Annotated in this window: 15 protein-coding genes; 7 read left to right on the top strand and 8 right to left on the bottom strand. The window is 63.1% G+C overall.

Features of this window, described 5'->3' with window-relative positions:
- Positions 1 to 203: 203 nt before the first annotated feature.
- Positions 204 to 2684: a TonB-dependent receptor plug domain-containing protein gene (locus ACEN9H_RS30695; RefSeq protein WP_413673188.1), complete on the top strand. Its 2481-nt coding sequence runs from the start codon at positions 204 to 206 to the stop codon at positions 2682 to 2684.
- A gap of 58 nt (positions 2685 to 2742) precedes the next feature.
- On the opposite strand, the gene ACEN9H_RS30690 is transcribed toward ACEN9H_RS30695, so the two are convergent.
- The 4 genes from ACEN9H_RS30690 to ACEN9H_RS30675 form a co-directional block, all read right to left on the bottom strand.
- Entirely contained in the window at positions 2743 to 3009 is a 267-nt protein-coding gene (locus tag ACEN9H_RS30690; RefSeq protein ID WP_413673187.1) for a PAAR domain-containing protein, read from the bottom strand.
- A 3-nt stretch (positions 3010 to 3012) separates the two neighbouring features.
- Positions 3013 to 4341: a T6SS immunity protein Tli4 family protein gene (locus ACEN9H_RS30685; RefSeq protein ID WP_413673186.1), complete on the bottom strand. Its 1329-nt coding sequence runs from the start codon at positions 4339 to 4341 to the stop codon at positions 3013 to 3015.
- Between the two features lie 113 nt (positions 4342 to 4454).
- The gene (locus ACEN9H_RS30680) at positions 4455 to 6206 is read right to left on the bottom strand and encodes an esterase/lipase family protein (protein WP_413673185.1); all 1752 of its coding nucleotides are present in this window, start codon (positions 6204 to 6206) and stop codon (positions 4455 to 4457) included.
- Positions 6207 to 6253: 47 nt separating this feature from the next.
- Positions 6254 to 8998 carry a type VI secretion system Vgr family protein gene (locus ACEN9H_RS30675; protein ID WP_413673184.1) on the bottom strand — a complete coding sequence of 915 codons (2745 nt, stop codon included), beginning with the start codon at positions 8996 to 8998 and terminating at the stop codon, positions 6254 to 6256.
- Positions 8999 to 9234: 236 nt separating this feature from the next.
- On the opposite strand from ACEN9H_RS30675, the gene ACEN9H_RS30670 reads away from it, so the two are divergent.
- Positions 9235 to 9873 (top strand): glutathione S-transferase family protein, encoded by a 639-nt coding sequence (locus tag ACEN9H_RS30670; protein ID WP_413673183.1) that lies wholly within the window; start codon positions 9235 to 9237, stop codon positions 9871 to 9873.
- A gap of 33 nt (positions 9874 to 9906) precedes the next feature.
- Here the strand turns inward: ACEN9H_RS30670 and ACEN9H_RS30665 are convergent, their stop codons facing one another.
- Positions 9907 to 10071, bottom strand: a complete 165-nt coding sequence (locus tag ACEN9H_RS30665) for a hypothetical protein (RefSeq protein ID WP_413673182.1) — start codon at positions 10069 to 10071, stop codon at positions 9907 to 9909.
- Between ACEN9H_RS30665 and ACEN9H_RS30660 the strand changes: the two genes are divergently transcribed.
- The 3 genes from ACEN9H_RS30660 (at position 10055) to ACEN9H_RS30650 (ending at position 13123) form a co-directional block, all read left to right on the top strand.
- Positions 10055 to 10210: a DUF2269 family protein gene (locus tag ACEN9H_RS30660; protein WP_413673181.1), complete on the top strand. Its 156-nt coding sequence runs from the start codon at positions 10055 to 10057 to the stop codon at positions 10208 to 10210. The genes ACEN9H_RS30665 and ACEN9H_RS30660 overlap by 17 nt on opposite strands.
- A gap of 7 nt (positions 10211 to 10217) precedes the next feature.
- Positions 10218 to 12002, top strand: coding sequence for a DUF885 domain-containing protein (locus ACEN9H_RS30655; protein WP_413673180.1), 1785 nt, complete (start codon positions 10218 to 10220; stop codon positions 12000 to 12002).
- A 104-nt stretch (positions 12003 to 12106) separates the two neighbouring features.
- A complete protein-coding gene (locus tag ACEN9H_RS30650) occupies positions 12107 to 13123 on the top strand; it encodes a zinc-dependent alcohol dehydrogenase family protein (protein ID WP_056125965.1) in 1017 nt (338 codons plus the stop codon).
- 3 nt (positions 13124 to 13126) lie between these two features.
- Here ACEN9H_RS30650 and ACEN9H_RS30645 read toward each other — a convergent pair whose 3' ends face one another.
- Complete coding sequence (locus ACEN9H_RS30645) at positions 13127 to 13897, bottom strand: glutaminyl-peptide cyclotransferase (protein ID WP_413673179.1); 771 nt, start codon at positions 13895 to 13897, stop codon at positions 13127 to 13129.
- 71 nt (positions 13898 to 13968) lie between these two features.
- On the opposite strand from ACEN9H_RS30645, the gene ACEN9H_RS30640 reads away from it, so the two are divergent.
- Entirely contained in the window at positions 13969 to 14400 is a 432-nt protein-coding gene (locus ACEN9H_RS30640; RefSeq protein ID WP_371771957.1) for a hypothetical protein, read from the top strand.
- Here ACEN9H_RS30640 and ACEN9H_RS30635 read toward each other — a convergent pair.
- Positions 14385 to 15449 (bottom strand): NAD(P)H-dependent flavin oxidoreductase, encoded by a 1065-nt coding sequence (locus ACEN9H_RS30635; RefSeq protein WP_371771956.1) that lies wholly within the window; start codon positions 15447 to 15449, stop codon positions 14385 to 14387. The two genes, ACEN9H_RS30640 and ACEN9H_RS30635, sit on opposite strands and share 16 nt — an antisense overlap.
- A 181-nt stretch (positions 15450 to 15630) precedes the next feature.
- Between ACEN9H_RS30635 and ACEN9H_RS30630 the strand changes: the two genes are divergently transcribed.
- Positions 15631 to 16620: an XdhC family protein gene (locus ACEN9H_RS30630; protein ID WP_056125957.1), complete on the top strand. Its 990-nt coding sequence runs from the start codon at positions 15631 to 15633 to the stop codon at positions 16618 to 16620.
- Here ACEN9H_RS30630 and ACEN9H_RS30625 read toward each other — a convergent pair.
- A complete protein-coding gene (locus tag ACEN9H_RS30625) occupies positions 16617 to 17234 on the bottom strand; it encodes a LysE/ArgO family amino acid transporter (RefSeq protein WP_413673178.1) in 618 nt (205 codons plus the stop codon). The genes ACEN9H_RS30630 and ACEN9H_RS30625 overlap by 4 nt on opposite strands.
- Between the last annotated feature and the right edge of the window lie 94 nt (positions 17235 to 17328).

Below are 17328 nucleotides of genomic sequence, written 5' to 3'. Positions count from 1 at the left end.
TGCTCGGCATGGATCCCCGCTTGCGCGGGGATGACGGCTTGGGGCGCCATGCACCGCGCATGATCAACTGTTGCGTCCTTACATCTAATGCGGGTTAGCACAATTGACAACGATAACAAGCGCGCGCCAGTATCAATGCGCTTGCCCGTCGTATCCGCAACCCGCCGCCCCGCGGGCCTAGACCAAGAATAAGGATCAAGAGAATGCAACAACGATTCGTGCCGCAAAAATCCGTACTCGCCCTCTCCATCGCCACCCTGTTCGCCGGCACGCCGCTGCTGGCCCAGTCCCAGGACAGCACCGCCACCGTCGTCGTGACCGGTACCCGCGTCGCCAACCGCACGGCGCTCGACACGGCCTCTCCCGTCGACATCATCTCGGCCGACACCCTCAAGACGACGGGTTCGACCGAACTGAACCAGGCCCTGTCGGTGGCGCTGCCGTCGCTGAACTTCCCGCGTCCCACGCTGACGGACGGCACGGACACGGTCCGCCCCGCCACCCTGCGCGGCATGGCGCCGGACCAGAGCCTCGTGCTGGTGAACTCCAAGCGCCGCCACACCTCGTCGCTGGTGAACCTGAACGGCTCGATCGGCCGCGGCTCGGCCGCCGTCGACCTGAACACGGTGCCGTCCGCCATCGTGAAAAGCATCGAGGTGCTGCGCGACGGCGCGGCCGCGCAATACGGTTCCGACGCGATCTCGGGCGTCGTCAACGTCCGCCTGCGCACGGACCGCACGGGCGGCGAAGGCACGATCACGTACGGCGCGCACATCTCGGAATACGACCTGCTGAACGCCGCGCCGCCGGCCGGCGCCACGTGGACCGGCCCGAACTCGCGCAAGCGCACGGACGGCCAGACCACGACCGTCAGCGCCTGGAAAGGCCTGCCGCTGGGCGAGACGGGCTATATCACCATCGCGGCCGAGTACAAGGACCAGAACCACACCGAGCGCAGCGGCTACGACATGCGCCAGCTGTACGCGAAAGTGAACGGCGCCTACGATCCGCGCGAGCTGACCATCAACCGCTTCGACGCCTGGTACGGCGACCCGGAGATGCAGCAGAAGACCGTGTTCGTCAACGTGGGCAACAACCTGTCCCCGGACGTGAAGGTCTACGGCTGGAGCAGCTACCAGCTGCGCGACGCGCGCTCGGCCGGCTACTTCCGCATGCCGCAGGACAGCCGCAACGTACAGTCGATCTACCCGGACGGCTTCCTGCCGATCATCGCCCCGACCGTCGAAGACTTCAGCGCCGCCGCGGGCATGACCTGGAGCCTCGGCGAGTGGGACCTGGACACGTCGCTCGTGTACGGCCAGAACGGCATGAACTACGACGTGCAGAACACGCTGAACGCGTCGATCGGCCCGGCCAGCAAGACGAACTTCGATGCGGGCGGCTTCTCGTACAACCAGCTCGTGTACAACCTCACCGGCGTGCGCAAGTTCGACGTGGGCGGTCTCGCGTCGCCGCTGAACGTGGCGGTCGGCACCGAGGCGCGCCGCGAAGGCTATGAGCTGCATGCGGGCGAGCCGGATTCCTGGCGCAATGGCGGCGTGATCCTGCCGAGCGGCGTCCCGGCCGCGTCGGGCGCGCAGGTATTCCCGGGCTTCCGTCCGGCCAACGCGTCGCACAAGTCGCGCACCGCGATCGGCGTGTTCGTCGACGTCGAAGCGAACATCACCGACAAGCTGCTCGCCTCCGCCGCCATCCGCGAGGAGCATTACAACGACTTCGGCAACAACCTGTCCGGCAAGCTGGCGGGCCGCTACGACTTCACGAAGAACTTCGCGCTGCGCGGCGCCGTGCAGAACGGCTTCCGCGCGCCGTCGCTGCAGCAGCAGAGCTTCACGTCGACGTCGACCAACTTCGTCAACGGCATCCCGTACGAGATCACGACGTTCACGCCGAACGATCCGGTCGCCGTCGCGCTGGGCGCCAAGCCGCTGAAGGCCGAGAAGTCGACCAACTTCTCGCTGGGCGCCGTCATGCGCTTCGCCCCCGTCAGCCTGACGGTGGACGCCTACCGCATCAACGTGCGCGACCGCATCGTGCTGTCGGAGAACCTGCTGTCGACGGCCGTGCGCAACTACATCGTGTCGCAGGGCTTCATCGGCGTCGGCGGCGGCCGCTTCTTCATCAACGGCGTCGACACGAAGACGGAAGGCGTCGACATCGTCGCGAGCATGCCGTGGAACGCGGGCGCCGCCGGCCGCTTCGACTTCACGCTGGCCGGCAACTTCAACCACACGGACGTGACCAAGGTCCCGACCACCGCCCAGCTGGCCGCGCTGAATCCGGCGCCCGTGCTGTTCGACCGCGTGAACGTGCTGACGCTGGAAAAGGGCCAGCCGAAGAACAAGATCACGGCGAGCGTCAACTGGAAGCTGAACCAGTGGGGCGTGACGGCCCGCGCCACGCGCTACGGCGAAGTGCTGTCGCCGGGCACGACGGAAGCGTTCGACTTCACGTTGAAGGCCAAGACGATCGTCGACCTGGAAGCCCGCTACGCCTTCACTCGCCAGTTCAGCCTGGCGGTCGGCGCGGACAACCTGTTCGACCAGTACTCGGAAACCCTGCCGCCGGCGCTGAACACGACCAGCAACACGCCGTTCTCGAACTACACGCCGTTCGGCAACAATGGCCGCTACGTGTATGCGCGTGCGAACTACAGCTTTTGATTGATACGGCGTCTCCACGGAAGCCCCTGGGCAGGGGGCTTCTTTTTTTAAAGCTCGACTATTCCCCGGCAAAACATCCTGTCGTGGCGATCAACGCAGCGCCACAAGTCGTCGTGTGTCCCTCGTAAGCGACGGCGATGCCATCGACGAGATGATGCGGATCGCCCTCGGCAATCGTGCAATGTTCATGTCCCTTGATGGGACAACTGCATGAATCGCCGACGCGTGCGACGGCAATGCCGTCCACCGTGAAATGCGTCGCGCCGACGCTCTCGACCTTGCCACCGTGGCTCGTGGCGTCACCGAGACGAATGACATTGCGCATGGCTCAGCCCTTTTGCGGAGGCGGGATGTCTTCCTTGCGCTCGCCCGTGGTGCCGCCTACGGGCGTTTTTGTCGCAATATTGGCATGCGCGGGCGCATTGTCGTAGCCGACCAGTTTCCACATCGTCGCCGTGCGATAGATTGGGCGCTCGCCTGTGAACTTTTGCCATAAGGACGGTTCGCCCGATGTGATGGCATGGGGCATGATGTCGCCTACCTTGACGTGCTGGCTTTCTCCTTTGACGTCATCGGACGTCCACCAGCCGGTTTGGGGACAGGTACGTCCCGTTGCGGCAAGTTCCCCCAAAGGACGGCGCGGCCCAGGCTCGGCTTCGGCAGTCTTCGCCCTGGCGGCGCTCGTCGGACGCACGCGGATAGTGCTGGTGATCCGGTCCCACACCGCGACGGCTTCTTCATCGGTCAGGCTGGCCTTGGTCGCTCCGGCGACGTTGTCGGCGACGCCGGTCTGCATTCGTATGTCCGCATACGGTTTGTAGGGGTCAGACGGTATCCCCCTGAAATCCATGCCGAAATCATGGATCGGTTGGGCTTCTGACTGGTCCGGCGTATGCGATAAGGCTTCGAAGCCACCCACCCAGTCATGGATCTGGCGGTCTCCCCTGCGCAGGTATCTGGTCTTCAATTGTAAGTGGTTGGGATCTTCGGCCTTCAGCCTTTTCTCTAGCTGTTCGAGCTGCCATTTCAGGGAGTCACTGTCTTCGTAATGCGGATTCGACGGCCCGACGAAAATCGAGAGGTGCGTGTCCGGAAATTCCTGCAGGCGGAAACCGACGCGGATCAACTCGCCCTGGTTTTTCTCCTTCGATTCGAGGTCGTCTGGCAGGAAGGCGTATTCGATGCAATTGCCTGGCTCGGTGGGGATTTCGTTTTCGGGCAGTCGGCGGAGACGACGGGCGATGCTTTTTATGTCCACGATGGTTTTGTCTTTATCGTCTTGCAGTGGCCGTGAATCGATGATGACGCCATCGTTGTTCATTCTAAAATAGCCATTAATTTGCAGTCCGCTAATCGCTTCAAAATCTTCGTAACCGGTAACTATTTGTCCTTCAGGTTGAACTATGTCTTCGACCGATATCAGCAGAGGCACGTGATTTTTGTAAATCGCTTTTTCGCTTTTCAATTTCGCCATGAACTTTTTGGCCATTTCGTTCACCTCATCCATTCTATCAGGATAAACGCTAATGCCAAGAGGAACATCGACTTCACCCCATGCTACCGTCGCCGATGCCGGCACGTCGACCAAAAATCGACCGAAGCAAACGGTTTTGGTTTTCTCGAAAATCGTTTGTAGGCGCGGCGTAAGTTTCGTCATATTTGGCGTTCTCCATTCTCTTGGATTCGGGTCACAGGCGGTCAGAGCCAACAATGCTGCACAAAGAAGGAAAGAGCGGATACAGTGAAGTATATTCATATGACTGACTCTCTTTAGCATGTCCAAGTCGCGCTCTGGGCGATGCGCACGATGCTGTACAAGGTCGACGCGATGGCGCGCGAATCTTTGAAACTGGACTGGTGTTCATAACCGGTTTGGCGGAAGATTGCCTTGAACGCGCCGCTTTTCAGCTGGTGATCGGCCGATTTGGCGGGCACGGTCTGGTCACCCGGCGCCGACGGCGGAAGAATGGTCGCGTAGATCGAGGTCGGGGCCTCATCGTTGAAGGGCAGCGCCCCGACGTTGTTGAGGCCCTCCGGATCGTAACGGACGATTTCGACCCTGCCCTGCTTGGTATCGCTCAGAATAGGCCAGTCATGCCAGCCCGCGAGATCGGCGCAGTTCTTGTCGATTTCCCATATAACTTCGCCAAAACTTCGCCGTGCCGAATCCGCACCGTAATGTGCATAACTATTGGGATGAAATGTGTTTGCAATATTTCTATGGAAGCCCTGAGTTTTATCTAAATAGTCGTGGGTACGTCTAATTGTGCCGCCATTTTTCTGTGGAGGAAGACCGCATGGGTTAATCCATTCTTCACGGAACAATGCATACCATTTACCCCGAATTTTATAAATCTCGCTATAGGGATCGCCTTGCTTTGGCCATGCGTCGAGATCACGCCCACCATGCGTAACACGCAGCCAACCATTGCCATAAGATTCAGATGGCAATAACTGCAAAGCACCTTGCGAATTCGCCAATACCGCCGTGACCTCGTCGCCGTGATTACCGGCCACCTTGGCGGCAAGGCTTTCTTCCGGAGACGACAATACGCCCGGGTCCTCGAAACCCGCGCGCATGCGCTTGTAGGCGGCCGGGGCGCCGATCGCTGGCATCACGCCATGTACGATGCCCAGCACCTTGTCACGCAGGTTGCCATATTCCGGATGAATCAACGCCCGCCCGACGAGCCCGCCCATGGAATGGGTCACGACGATCACCTGGTTGCATTCATAGCCGGACTGCTTGAACTCGTCGATGACCTGGTTGATGCGGACGGCGATCAGCCTGGCACTGTCGCCATTGGACTGTAGCCAGTTATAGCCGAATGCGTACACGGCAAACCAACAACCGGTGACAACTTTCTTGAGCTCTTCCTCGGTCAACGCCTGCTGCGGCAAACCTGGATCAGCCTGCCAGGTATTGGGATCGACACCGACGACGTCACGCCACTCCTGCCGCAGCTTGCCCTCGAAAAAAGTATTGTTGAGGCGTGATTCGAGATGCTGCAGCAAGCCTCCATAGCTCTTGAAAAAGACTTCGCCCCATCCTCGTGCCCGCGCCTTTTGCACGGCGGTACGCCGGTTCTTCGCGGTGGGAGGATCGTCCGTTAACAAGGGCGAATCGAAGTTTTTCTCTAGGATCACATTTCCATGCCGTCCATCGCCACTGACGTCGGACGGCCCTGAGGGATCGTAGATGTCGACCGTCGTTTGCAGGGGATCCAGCCGCAATTGACGCTCTCTCGGCTTTTCGGTGGCGGCACCAGTGATATTCGACGGGCCAAGGATGTCCGGCCGCCACGCGATATTGTCTTTTCTGTGCAGTTCCTTCTGCCTCTGCTCACTCATGCGCAGATTCGATCCCATGATCCCCGGCAGAAAAATAATCGGCAAAACCTTTTTGGGAAGAAACCTGGCGCATTGAGGCTTCTTGTCCTGCTTCGGTGTCGCAAAGCCTTCGGTCTTGCGTGCGGCATGCTTGTGCTGATGCGCGGGCAACGGGTGTTCTGCGTTCTTCATCGTATCGATCCGCCTGTTCGAAGATTCTCTGGTAACGAAAAGGAATATCAGTCGTCAAGTGCTTCGACGGTATAGCGTCCGAAGGGAATGGCACTGGTAAAGCGCTCGGTCCTGCCAGTCGCATCGGTCCTGCCTTCGATCGTGCGTCCGTCTTCCGTCGTGATGCGATAACGCTGGTTCTTCATTGGTTCGTCGGTCCCTATCCAGCGCAGAATGGTTTGCTGGTCGTGCGCCGCTTCGCTGGCGGGCGACACGACACCTGCCGGGCTGCCGTCGCCGGGACGGATATGCGCGAATCTCGACGATTTGATCGTGTGCTCACCGCTGCTTTGCTGCGTGATGGCGCCGGCAACCATATCGACTTGCGCGCCCTGCGATACGAAACGTATTTTCGGTGCTTGCAATACGATTTCCTCGGCAGCGGTCAGCAGAATACGCTTCGAAGACGTAAGTTCGATATCGTCACCATGCGTCTGCAACTCGACCTTGCCGCTGGCGGCAATGAGTTTGATGCCAAGTCGATGGGCGAACAGACTGATGCTTTCCGATACACGCGCAAGCAATTTTCTGCCAACCGAAAGCTGGGTATTGCCGAGACTCAATACATCGATATGTGTTCGTGCGCCTATAGCAATATTGTCCTGGCTCGTCATTGCCAAGCCGGCGGGCGCCGACAACGCCATCACGGGTTCTGCACCGGGACTGTTGCTAGCGGTATTGCTGCCGGCTTCCCATTGGTTCAGGTAACCAATCAGTTGCTTGAGCTGTTTATCGTCGGTCGCGTCGGCATGATGCGTTGCCGATAATTCGGACAGATGTTGCAGCACGCCTTGTAGTGCTTCAATGAGACCGATCAGTTCGTCACGGTCCAGTTGTTTGCCACTCGCCCGTTCGCGCGCGGCGGCGCTGATGAGCACGCCCTTTGCGCCTCGTATCGCGACGGCGTGGTCGCTGCGCAGTTCCGCCCCTTCTCCCCGGGCCTCGCCTTTTCCCGCATTGCGGGGGTGGGTGAGATAACCCAAATTCAATTCGGTACAGCCATGCTGGGACGATAACTGGGCATTGATCTCCCCCGGCGTGTCGTCCAACCGCAGCTGGTTATATCGGGTTCCATTGACCTCCTTGCTTTTGATTCCGGCCAAGTACCTATTCCCAGGCAACACTCCAATGTGGCTGAACGAAGGTGGTGGGGTCGCGCCGCCGTACACCCGCGCCACAATGATTGGCTTGTCAGGATCACCGCCAAGGAAGCCGACAATGACTTCGTCGCCCACGCGAGGTAGCGTAATCGTCCCCCATCGATTGCTGGCCCAAGTGCTGGCAACGCGTACCCATGCCGAATCCCGATCGCTATTGCTGGCGCCGGCACCATACGCATGAACATGCTCTTCTTCACGGGCGGCCGGGAATCGCACCTTGACCCGCCCAAGTTCGTCGCAATGTATTTCTTCGCCTGGCGGCCCGACTACGATCGCGCTCTGCAACTGTGGTCGTGGAAGATCGATACGTGGATCGAAAGCCGGAACAATCGGGATATCGCGCCGCACGCAAGAAAAACGGTTGTTATAACGCGTGCCGTGCTCCAAGACCGATTGCTGCTGAATGGGATTGGATAGACCATCGTCCCAACGGTTAAGGGCAAACAAGCGCCGTACCCGGTCATCGATCGTCTTTGGAAGATTGTTCTCCGCATCCACGTCCAGGCCGGTGACGACGAATTCCCGATCTTTCGCGGGATGCGCATCGATCTCATAATGCCCACTCAGGGCAATCCACTGACCGACACACAATGTACGCACACTGCCCTCGCCATAAAAGCACTTGGATTCATATTCATGGCGTTTCATGCGCAAGTCGCCGAGTTTCAGGTAATCAGCGTTGTCGTCGCCCGCGTGCGGCACGTCGACAAGATAATCGTCGAGACTGGCAGCGAATCGATTGCCCGTTTCGCCCTGATCGATACGTGACGACGAGTTGCCGGTCATTGGACGGCCCTGCATATAATCCCAGCTGTGTCGAGTCACTTTGCCCGGCTTGATCCTTCGCACCGGACTCCATGCGGTAACGGTGTCTCGCTCTTCCGTCCCATCGTCCCGGTGGTAGCGCACAGTACCAGCGACGTTTTGCGGCAGCATATAGGCGTCGTCGAGCAGCACAAGGGAATGGGAGGAGACTTCGTTGTCTTGGGGCTGGCTGGCTGGGCCGGCACGCATGAACCATGCAATGCCGCGCCGCTTCCATAGCCGGCGCAGGAAGTCGGCATCGGACTCGTTGTGCTGCATCGTGAATTCCCGCTTCGGGTAATTTCCGGTGACGTACGACCAATCCACATCAAAAGCTCTAGCAAGCACTGGATTCATGTGGCGCCATTCGTTCAGAATGACTTCGGTGATTTCCAGTTCATTCATGTTGCGGAAAACCCGGGTATTGACCCGGTGCTCCATCAATGCAAGCGCATCGCGCATGACAAGTTCATACGTGGCAAGTCCGCCATCGCTCTGGCCAGCGGCCGCTTGCGCCACGATGCCGCAAACTGCATGCAAACCACCGCAGTCTGTCACGAACTGAATTTCTGCCGGTAACGCAATGAATTCTTTCAATGTAATGTCGGTGCTTTGCGAAACACAGAGAATTCGGTATTCCAGGCCGCCGCACATTGTTTCGGATCCCGTAACGCGTTTGACCATCAAAACGTTATCGAGCGCACGCTTTCCGTGCGAGAGCCGCAAACGGATGGGTCGTTTCGTCCCGGACCAGCCATCGAAAGTCTCCGTCAAAACCCTGAGGTCCACGCCAGCCTCCTTATAGAAAACTCACGCCGACAAACACGATTACGTCAGCAGCGTCAGCAAATCGGACACGCATCGATCCATGATAAGGATAGGAGCACGGCGAAACTTGAGATTGAGCAAGTTTCAAAATTGGAAGGACGCTGGAGCTACCACGTGGGAAGCAGCCAATGCTAATATCGTGATGAAAACATCTTTGGTGCGGCGGAATCCGTCGACCTTCTTTAGCCTAGGCAAACATGACGATCACGATCACCGCCTTCGAACGTTCGCCCGACGGCGGCAAGGGTCTCGCGCGCGACACGCGCGTGCGCTGGGCGCTGGAAGAAGCGGGCCTGCCGTACGACGTCCGCCTCGTGTCGTTCCGCGCGATGAAGGAGCCGGCGCACCTGGCCCTGCACCCGTTCGGCCAGATCCCGACGTACGAAGAAGACGGCCTCGTGCTGTTCGAGACGGGCGCCATCGTCTTTCATATCGCCACGCACCACGGCGCCCTGCTGCCGGCCGGCGACCACGCTCGGGCACGCGCCATCACGTGGCTGTTCGCCGCGCTCAACACCGTCGAACCGCCCATCCTGGAACTGGTCACGGCCCGGATCTTCGAAGGCGACAAGCCCTGGAGCAAGGAACGCATCCCGCTCGTCGAGGAACGCGTGCGCGACCGCATGAAGCAGCTGTCGGCGCGCCTGGGCGATGCCGACTGGCTCGACGGCGACTTCAGCGCGGGCGACCTCATGATGGTGTCGGTGCTGCTCCGGCTGCGGCCGTCCGGCATCCTCGACGAATTCCCCGTCCTGGCCGCCTATGTCGCACGCGGCGAGGCGCGCCCCGCCTACCAGCGCGCGTTCGCGGCGCAGCTGGCCGTGAATGCACCCTGACGCCACGATTTCGCCGGCTCGCTTACACTCGGATCAGGAACGGCGGCCGAGCATCGCACCGAGCGCCAGCCCGGCGCCGAACGCGCCGTAGACGACGGCCAGCGACGGCCGCGACAGGTGGACCTCGTCGCCGGGCTGGAAGCGCTGGGGCGTCAGCGGGTAGTCGGTCGTGTGGCTGCAGATGCGCCTGCGCGACATGGCGGCGGACGCCGCGCGCGACGGCACGCCGCTTCCTGCCCTGTACTGGACATACTTCCGCACATGGGTGGCGCTCGGCGTGCCCGCGTTCATCGCGTTCGTCTTCATCTTCTGGTTCATGGTGGCGAAGCCGATCTAGCTCTAGAATGCCTGCTTCACCACTGAAAGGCAGCATCATGATCCGTCTCGGCCTCGCCCTCCTGTTCGCATCCGGCGCCGCCTGCGCAGCCGCACCCGCCTGGGTCGCGCGCAGCGACGCCTACACCCAGCCGGTCCTGAAGGACACCGGTAAATACGTTCCCGAGGAATCCACGGAACTGGGCGACGAAAGTGTCGACACCCAGGTCGCCGACTTCAAGCCGCGCGTCTGGGAGCGCGAGCTGGCCGACACCGAAAAACGCCTCGCGGAACTGCGCCGCCAGCGCGCACAGGAACAGGACGTGAAGGTGCGCCAGGACCTCGACATCCTGATCGACTCGCGCGAAAAAAAGATCGCGACGATGAAGCTGGAGCACAAGTACCTGCTCGAGTACGTCAACGTGGGCGAAGTCGTGTACGGCGGCCTGCGCGCCCTGCTCGACCCGCGCAACAAGCCGGAACGCCAGAAGCTGGCGCTGGTGCGCCTGAAGCGCTATGCCGGCAAGGAAGCCGGCTACGCTCCGATCGCCGAGCTGGCGCGCGCCCGCGGCGAGGAGCGCCTCGCCAGCAAGACGCTGATCGGCCCGTACGTGGGCGAGGTCGAGGAGGGCCTGAACAACAACGCGACCTACCTGGACGGCATCGAGGAGTTGTTCAAGAAAGCGAACATCAGCGGCTGGGAAAGCGACTTCGCGGCGCTGAAGGCCCAGGTGAAGGACTACGACGACTGGGTGCGCAATCGCCTGATGCCGCGCACGCGCAAGGAAGTGCGCCTGCCGGAAGCGATCTATGTGAACCGCCTCGCCAACGTCGGCGTCGACATCGCGCCGGAGCAGATGATCGAGCGCGCCGGGTTCGACTTCCAGGAAGTGCGCGACGAGATGCAGGTCGTGGCGGGCATCATCGCCGCGCGCAACCAGCTGCCGTCGTCCGACTACCGCGACGTGATCCGCGAGCTGAAGAAATCCTCGATCGCCCCCGACCAGCTGATGCCGTACTACCGCGAGCGTTTAAAAGATATCGAAGGCATGGTGCGCGCCCACGATCTCGTGACCCTGCCGTCGCGCGAGGCGAACATCCGCACCGCGACGCCGGCCGAGGCGGCCCGCTCGCCGGCGCCGTTCATGAGCCCACCGCGCATGATCGGCAACACGGGAGAGTATGGCGAGTTCGTGATCCCGCTGGCGAACCCGAACGCGAAGTCGAAGGACAAGATGAACGACTTCGATTTTTCAGCGATGGCCTGGACGCTGACGGCACACGAGGCGCGCCCGGGCCACGAGCTGCAGTTCGCGTCGATGGTCGAGCAAGGCATGTCGGTGGCGCGCGCCCGCTTCGCCTTCAACAGCACGAACGTCGAAGGCTGGGGCCTGTATTCGGAGGCGATGATCCTGCCGTACATGCCGCCGGAAGGCCAGCTCGTCTCGCTGCAGGCCCGTTTGCTGCGCATGGCGCGCGCCCTGCTCGACCCGCAGATCAACCTGGGCCGCATGACGCCGGAACAGGCGAAGGACTTCCTGATGCGCGAAGTCGTGCTGTCCGAACCGTTCGCGCAGTCGGAAGTCGACCGCTATTCGTACCGCATGCCGGGCCAGGCCACCGCGTACTACTACGGCTACGTCAAGCTGCGCGCGCTGAAGACGCAGGCCGAGATCGCGCTGGGCGACCGCTTCAGCCTGAAGGCCTTCAATGACTTCATCATCGCCCAGGGCATCCTGCCGCCGGCGCTGATGAAACAGGCGGTGCTGGAGGAGTTCATCCCGAGCCAGCGGGGCAAGGTGGCGGCCCGATAAGCGCCAAATAAGCGCCAGATAAGCGTGCGCCACGCGCGCCGGTCTTGCGGCGACAATATCGTCCCGCCCGGCGTGGGCGGCCGACCAACCGATGGAGGACAGCGATGCGGGCTTACCAGATCTTACCCGGCGATGGCATCGACGGGCTGCAATGCGTGGATTTTCCTCACCGTGAACTGGGCAATGGCGAAGTGCGCATCCGCGTGCACGCCGTCTCGCTGAACTACCGCGACCTGATGGTCGCCAGCGGCAACTACCTCGTCACCGTCGACGACCCCATCATCCCCTGCTCGGACGGCGCCGGCGAAGTCGTCGCCACCGGTCCCGGCGTCACGCGCGTGCAGCCCGGCGACCGCGTCGCGGCCTCGTTCTTCCCGTACTGGCAGGATGGCCCGACCAGCCCCGAGAAAGTCCGTCACGCGCTCGGCGGCGACGTCGACGGCATGCTCGCGGAAGAAGTCGTGCTGGACGAGGACGCGCTAGTGAAAATCCCGGACGCGATGAGCTTCGTCGACGCGGCCACCCTGCCCTGCGCGGGCGTAACGGCGTGGAATGCGATCTTCGAATCCAGCAACGCCGTCCGCCCGGGCGACACCGTACTGCTGCTGGGGACGGGCGGCGTCAGCATCCTCGGCCTGCAGCTGGCCCGGGCCGCCGGGCTGAACGCGATCATCACGTCGTCCAGCGACACCAAGCTGCAGCGCGCGAAGGAGCTCGGCGCGCGCCACGTCATCAACTACCGCACGACGCCGGAATGGCAGGAAGAGGTGCTGCGCGCGACGGACGGCGCGGGCGCACAGGTGGTGCTGGAAGTGGGCGGCCAGGGGACGGTCAACCGCTCGATCGCGTCCACCGCGATGGGAGGCAGCATCGCCATCATCGGCGGCGTCAGCGGCTTCGGCGGCGAAGTCAACCCGGCCACCCTGCTGGCGACCGCCAAGCGGCTCGTGGGCGTCTACGTCGGCAGCCGCGCGATGCTGGAAAAAGTCGTGCGCTTCGCCGAGGCGACCGGGCTGCAGCCCGTCGTCGACCGCGTGTTCACGTTCGACCAGGCGCGCGAAGCGTACCGGCACATGGAATCCGGCTCGCACTTCGGCAAGGTCGTGATCACCGTGACGTGACGGTCACGGGCGCTTGATCGGCACCAGCTCGATCTCGAACAGCTTCGGCCACAGCTTGCCCGTCACGTACAGGCGGTGCTGCTTCGGCTCGTACGCGATGCCGTTCAGGACCGCGTCCGGATTCGTCGTCCCGCGCTGGTCCGGCGGCAGCAGGCCCGTGCAGTCGATCCAGCCGACGACGTTGCCGGTCTCCGGATCGATGCGGGCGATGACATCGGTCCCCCACACGTTGGCGAAGATCTGGCCGTCGACGATTTCGAGTTCGTTGAGCTGGGTGATCGGCTTGCCCTCGGCCGTCACGCGGATGCGGCGCTGCTCGTCGAGCGTCTTCGGCTCGAGGACGCGGATCTCGTTGGTGCCGTCGCTCATGTAGACGTGCTTCGCGTCGCTGGCCAGGCCCCAGCCCTCGCCCTTGTAGTTGAAGCGGCCCTTCAGGGCGAACGTCTTCGCGTCGAACAGGAAGCCCACGTTCGACTGCCACGTCAGGCCGACGATGGTGTCGCCGATGGCCGTGGAGCCTTCGCCGAAGTATTCGTCCGCCAGGTCCTTCTTCTGCAGTACCTTGCCGGTTTTCAGATCGACCTTGCGCAGCGACGAATGTCCCTTCTGGCCCGTGGATTCGTACAGCTGGCCGTCCTTGAAGAACAGCCCCTGCGTGAACGCCTGCGGGTCGTGCGGATAGGTGTTCTTGACGAAGAAGCCGTACACGGGAATGGCGGCGTGGGCGGACGTGACTGAAACGGCGGCAAGCGCGAGGGAAGCAAGGATTTTCATGGGACTCCACGGATCGGGCCGGACCGTCCCGGCGCGAGCAAGATAGTAACGCAGGATGGTAAGCTAGCGCCATGCAACGAAAGACTCTTACATATCTGCACCTGCCGCCCGACGCCGACCTGCCCGACCTGGGCGCGCGCCCGCCCTTCCTCGCCATCGTGCTGGCCGAGGACGAGGTCGCGGAAATGTGGCTGTGGGACGTCGCGCGCTGGCTCGTCGCGTCCGGCGCCCGCTATGTGCAGGCCTGGGGCAAGGATGCCGAGGCCTGGATCGAAGCCGTGGACGACGCGGCGCTGGAAGCCGTCGACTACGAGGACGCGCCCGAGGACCAGCGCGTGCTCGCGACCGCGCACGATGCCGGCGACGAGGACGTGGACGAGGTGTTCTGGTTCACGAAGCACCGCGCCGCGCACCCTGCCCTGCCGCTCGACGCGGTGCTGGTCGTGCACATCGCGTCCAGTCCGCGCAAGGAAGCCATCGAGACGGCTTACGCGGACGCCTGAGCCAGTTCCGCGCCGAGCAGGCGCACCAGTTCTCCCGCGGGCAGCGCACGCGCGAGCGCAAATCCCTGGCCGGCCCAGTTGACCGTGAAATCGTTGTTGCCCGCCTTCGTGGCCGCCGCGTTCAGCGCCTTCACGGCATCGTAGGCGATCGGATAATCCGGCAGCGGCGGGTGGCCGGGCGCGCCGATCTCGCTGAACAGCCGGTTCACGAGGCCGCGCGCGGGCCGGCCGGAAACGACGTCCGTCACGGCCGTGATGACGCCCTCCCCGGCCTGCATCAGCGCGCGGTGGTGCGGTGTCGCGGACGACTCCGGACACAGGATGAACGCGGTGCCCATCTGGGCGGCACTGGCGCCGAGACGCAGCGCGGCGGCGATGCCGTTCCCATCCATGATGCCGCCGGCCGCGATCACTGGAATGCGGACGGCGTGCGCCACCCCTTGCGTGAGCGCGAACGTGCCGATGGCGGGATCGCCCCGCTCCGGATCGAACACACCGCGGTGGCCGCCCGCCTCGTAGCCCTGGGCGACGACGGCGTCGATGCCGGCCGCCTCCACCTGGCGCGCTTCATCGACCGACGTCGCGCTGGCCAGCAGCACGATGCCCGCGTCCTTCAGCGCCTGGATGCGGCGCGCATCCGGCAGGCCGAAGTGGAAGCTGACGACGGCAGGACGCGTCTCCAGCAGCACGTCCAGCATCGGATCGTCGTCGAGGAAGCTTTTGTAGATTTCGCGTAAAGACGCCGGCGGCTGCGCGCCGCTGGCGGCGAAATGTGGAGACAGGTAGTCGAGCCAGGCCGCTTCGCGCGCGGCGTCGGCCTGCGCGGGACGGTGGCAGAACACGTTGACGTTGAACGGCCGGTCGGTCAGGCGGCGCACGTCGGCGATCGCGGCGCGGCCCTGCGCGGCGTCGCCCGCGCCGACGGAGATCGAGCCGAGCGCCCCCGCCTGCGACACGGCCGCCGCCAGCGCGGCCGTCGAGACGCCGGCCATCGGGGCCTGGACGATGGGAAGATCGATGCGCAGCAGGGACAACAGGTCTGGCTTCATGATGGTCTCCAACACGGGTCGCGATCCGGCGAGTATAGCGCCGCCGGCGCGGAAACGATTTATACCGTTTCCACCCTGCACTCTTGCCGGGTGCCGCAGCCCGTCGCGGTTCGTGTTTTTGCGTTAGGATGCATGCTGCCCTGTGGGCTCAAGAATTATCGATTGGCAACAAAGGAAGGCAATGGACAGTATCGACCTCGAAGTGCTGCACGCCTGCGACCAGTGGCTGCGCGCCGGCTGGCGCTGCGAGTACGTGACCGTCGTCCGGACGTGGGGATCGAGCCCGCGGCCGGAAGGCGCCACGATGGCGATCCGCGCGGACGGCGTCGTCGTCGGCTCGGTGTCGGGCGGCTGCATCGAGGACGACCTGATCGCGGCCGTGCGCGAAAATGGCATTGTACGTACGGCGCCGGAAGTCATCACGTACGGCATCTCGGCCGACGAAGCGCACCGCTTCGGCCTGCCCTGCGGCGGCACGATCCAGCTGGTCGTCGAACCGCTCGGGGCGCACAGCCGCATGGACGAACTGCTCGCGCTGGCCCAGCGCCGCGTGCTGACCCGGCGCACGCTGGACCTGACGACGGGCGCGGTCGAACTGGCGCAGGGCCAGGCCGACGAGCAGTTGCGCATGGACGGCCAGGCGCTCGTCACGATCCACGGTCCGCGCCTGCGCATGCTGATCATCGGCGCCGGCCAGCTGTCGCAGTTTTTGGCGCAGATCGCCGTCGGCCTGGAATACCAGGTGACCGTGTGCGACCCGCGAGAAGAATACCGCGCAAGCTGGAGCCTGCCGGGCGTGGAGGTCGTGCATGCGATGCCGGACGATCTCGTGCTGGAGATGAAGCTGGACAGCCGCAGCGCCGTCATCGCCCTCACCCACGACCCCAAGCTGGATGACCTCGCGCTGATGGAAGCGCTCAAGACGGACGCGTTCTACGTCGGCGCCATCGGCTCGCGCGCCAACAATGCGCGGCGGCGCGAGCGCCTGCGCGAATTCGACCTCACCGAGGACCAGATCGCGAAGCTGCACGGCCCCATCGGCCTGTACATCGGCAGCAAGACGCCGTACGAGATCGCCGTCTCCATCCTCGCCGAACTGACGGCGGTGAAGAACGGCGTCGCGCTGCCGGCGCAGATGTCGGTCGAGCACGGGAAGGCGCTCGCGGCCTAGTTCTCGAGCAGCAGCAAGGCGGCCAGCACGAGCATCGTCGTCCCGGTAAAACCTTCGATGCTGCGCCAGACGGCGGGCCGCGCCAGCACGAACGCGCAGCGGCGCGCGCCCAGGCCCAGGGCGGAAAACCACAGCAGCGACGCCGTCATCGCGCCGGCCGCGAACGACACGCGGTGATGCGCCGCGAGGCTGCTGCCGACGGCGCCCAGCAGCACGACGGTATCCAGGTACACGTGCGGATTCAGCAGCGACATCGCCAGCACGATGCCCAGCGCGCGCGATGCCGTCGCCGCCGCCTGCCCTTCGCCCGCATGCGGGGCCGCGGCGCCCTGCCAGCAGCTTTTCAGGCACCGCAGTCCGTACCACAGCAGGAACGCGGCGGCGCCCCAGCGGGCAGCCAGCAGCAGCGCGGGGGAATGCTCGATCAGCGCGCCGAAGCCGGACATGCCCAGCGCGATCAGGGTGACGTCGATCAGCACGCACGTGAGCACCGTCAGCACGACGTGGCGGCCGGCGACGCCCGTGCGGATCACATGCGCGTTCTGGGCGCCGATCGGCATGATCAGGCTCGCGCCCATGCCGAGGCCTTGCAAGAAAATCGGTTGTGAAAACATGCTACCTCCTGTTGTTATTGCGGAGCAGCATGCCTTGTACGCGCGGCTACATCAATTATATTAATGACTTCTAAAGTTCATTAAGCTGGACTAA

This window comes from Massilia cellulosiltytica, assembly GCF_047325105.1.
Lineage (GTDB): Bacteria > Pseudomonadota > Gammaproteobacteria > Burkholderiales > Burkholderiaceae_D > Telluria > Telluria orientalis.
Note: the sequence above shows the minus strand (reverse complement) of the source record. Positions and strands in the feature narration are given on the sequence as shown.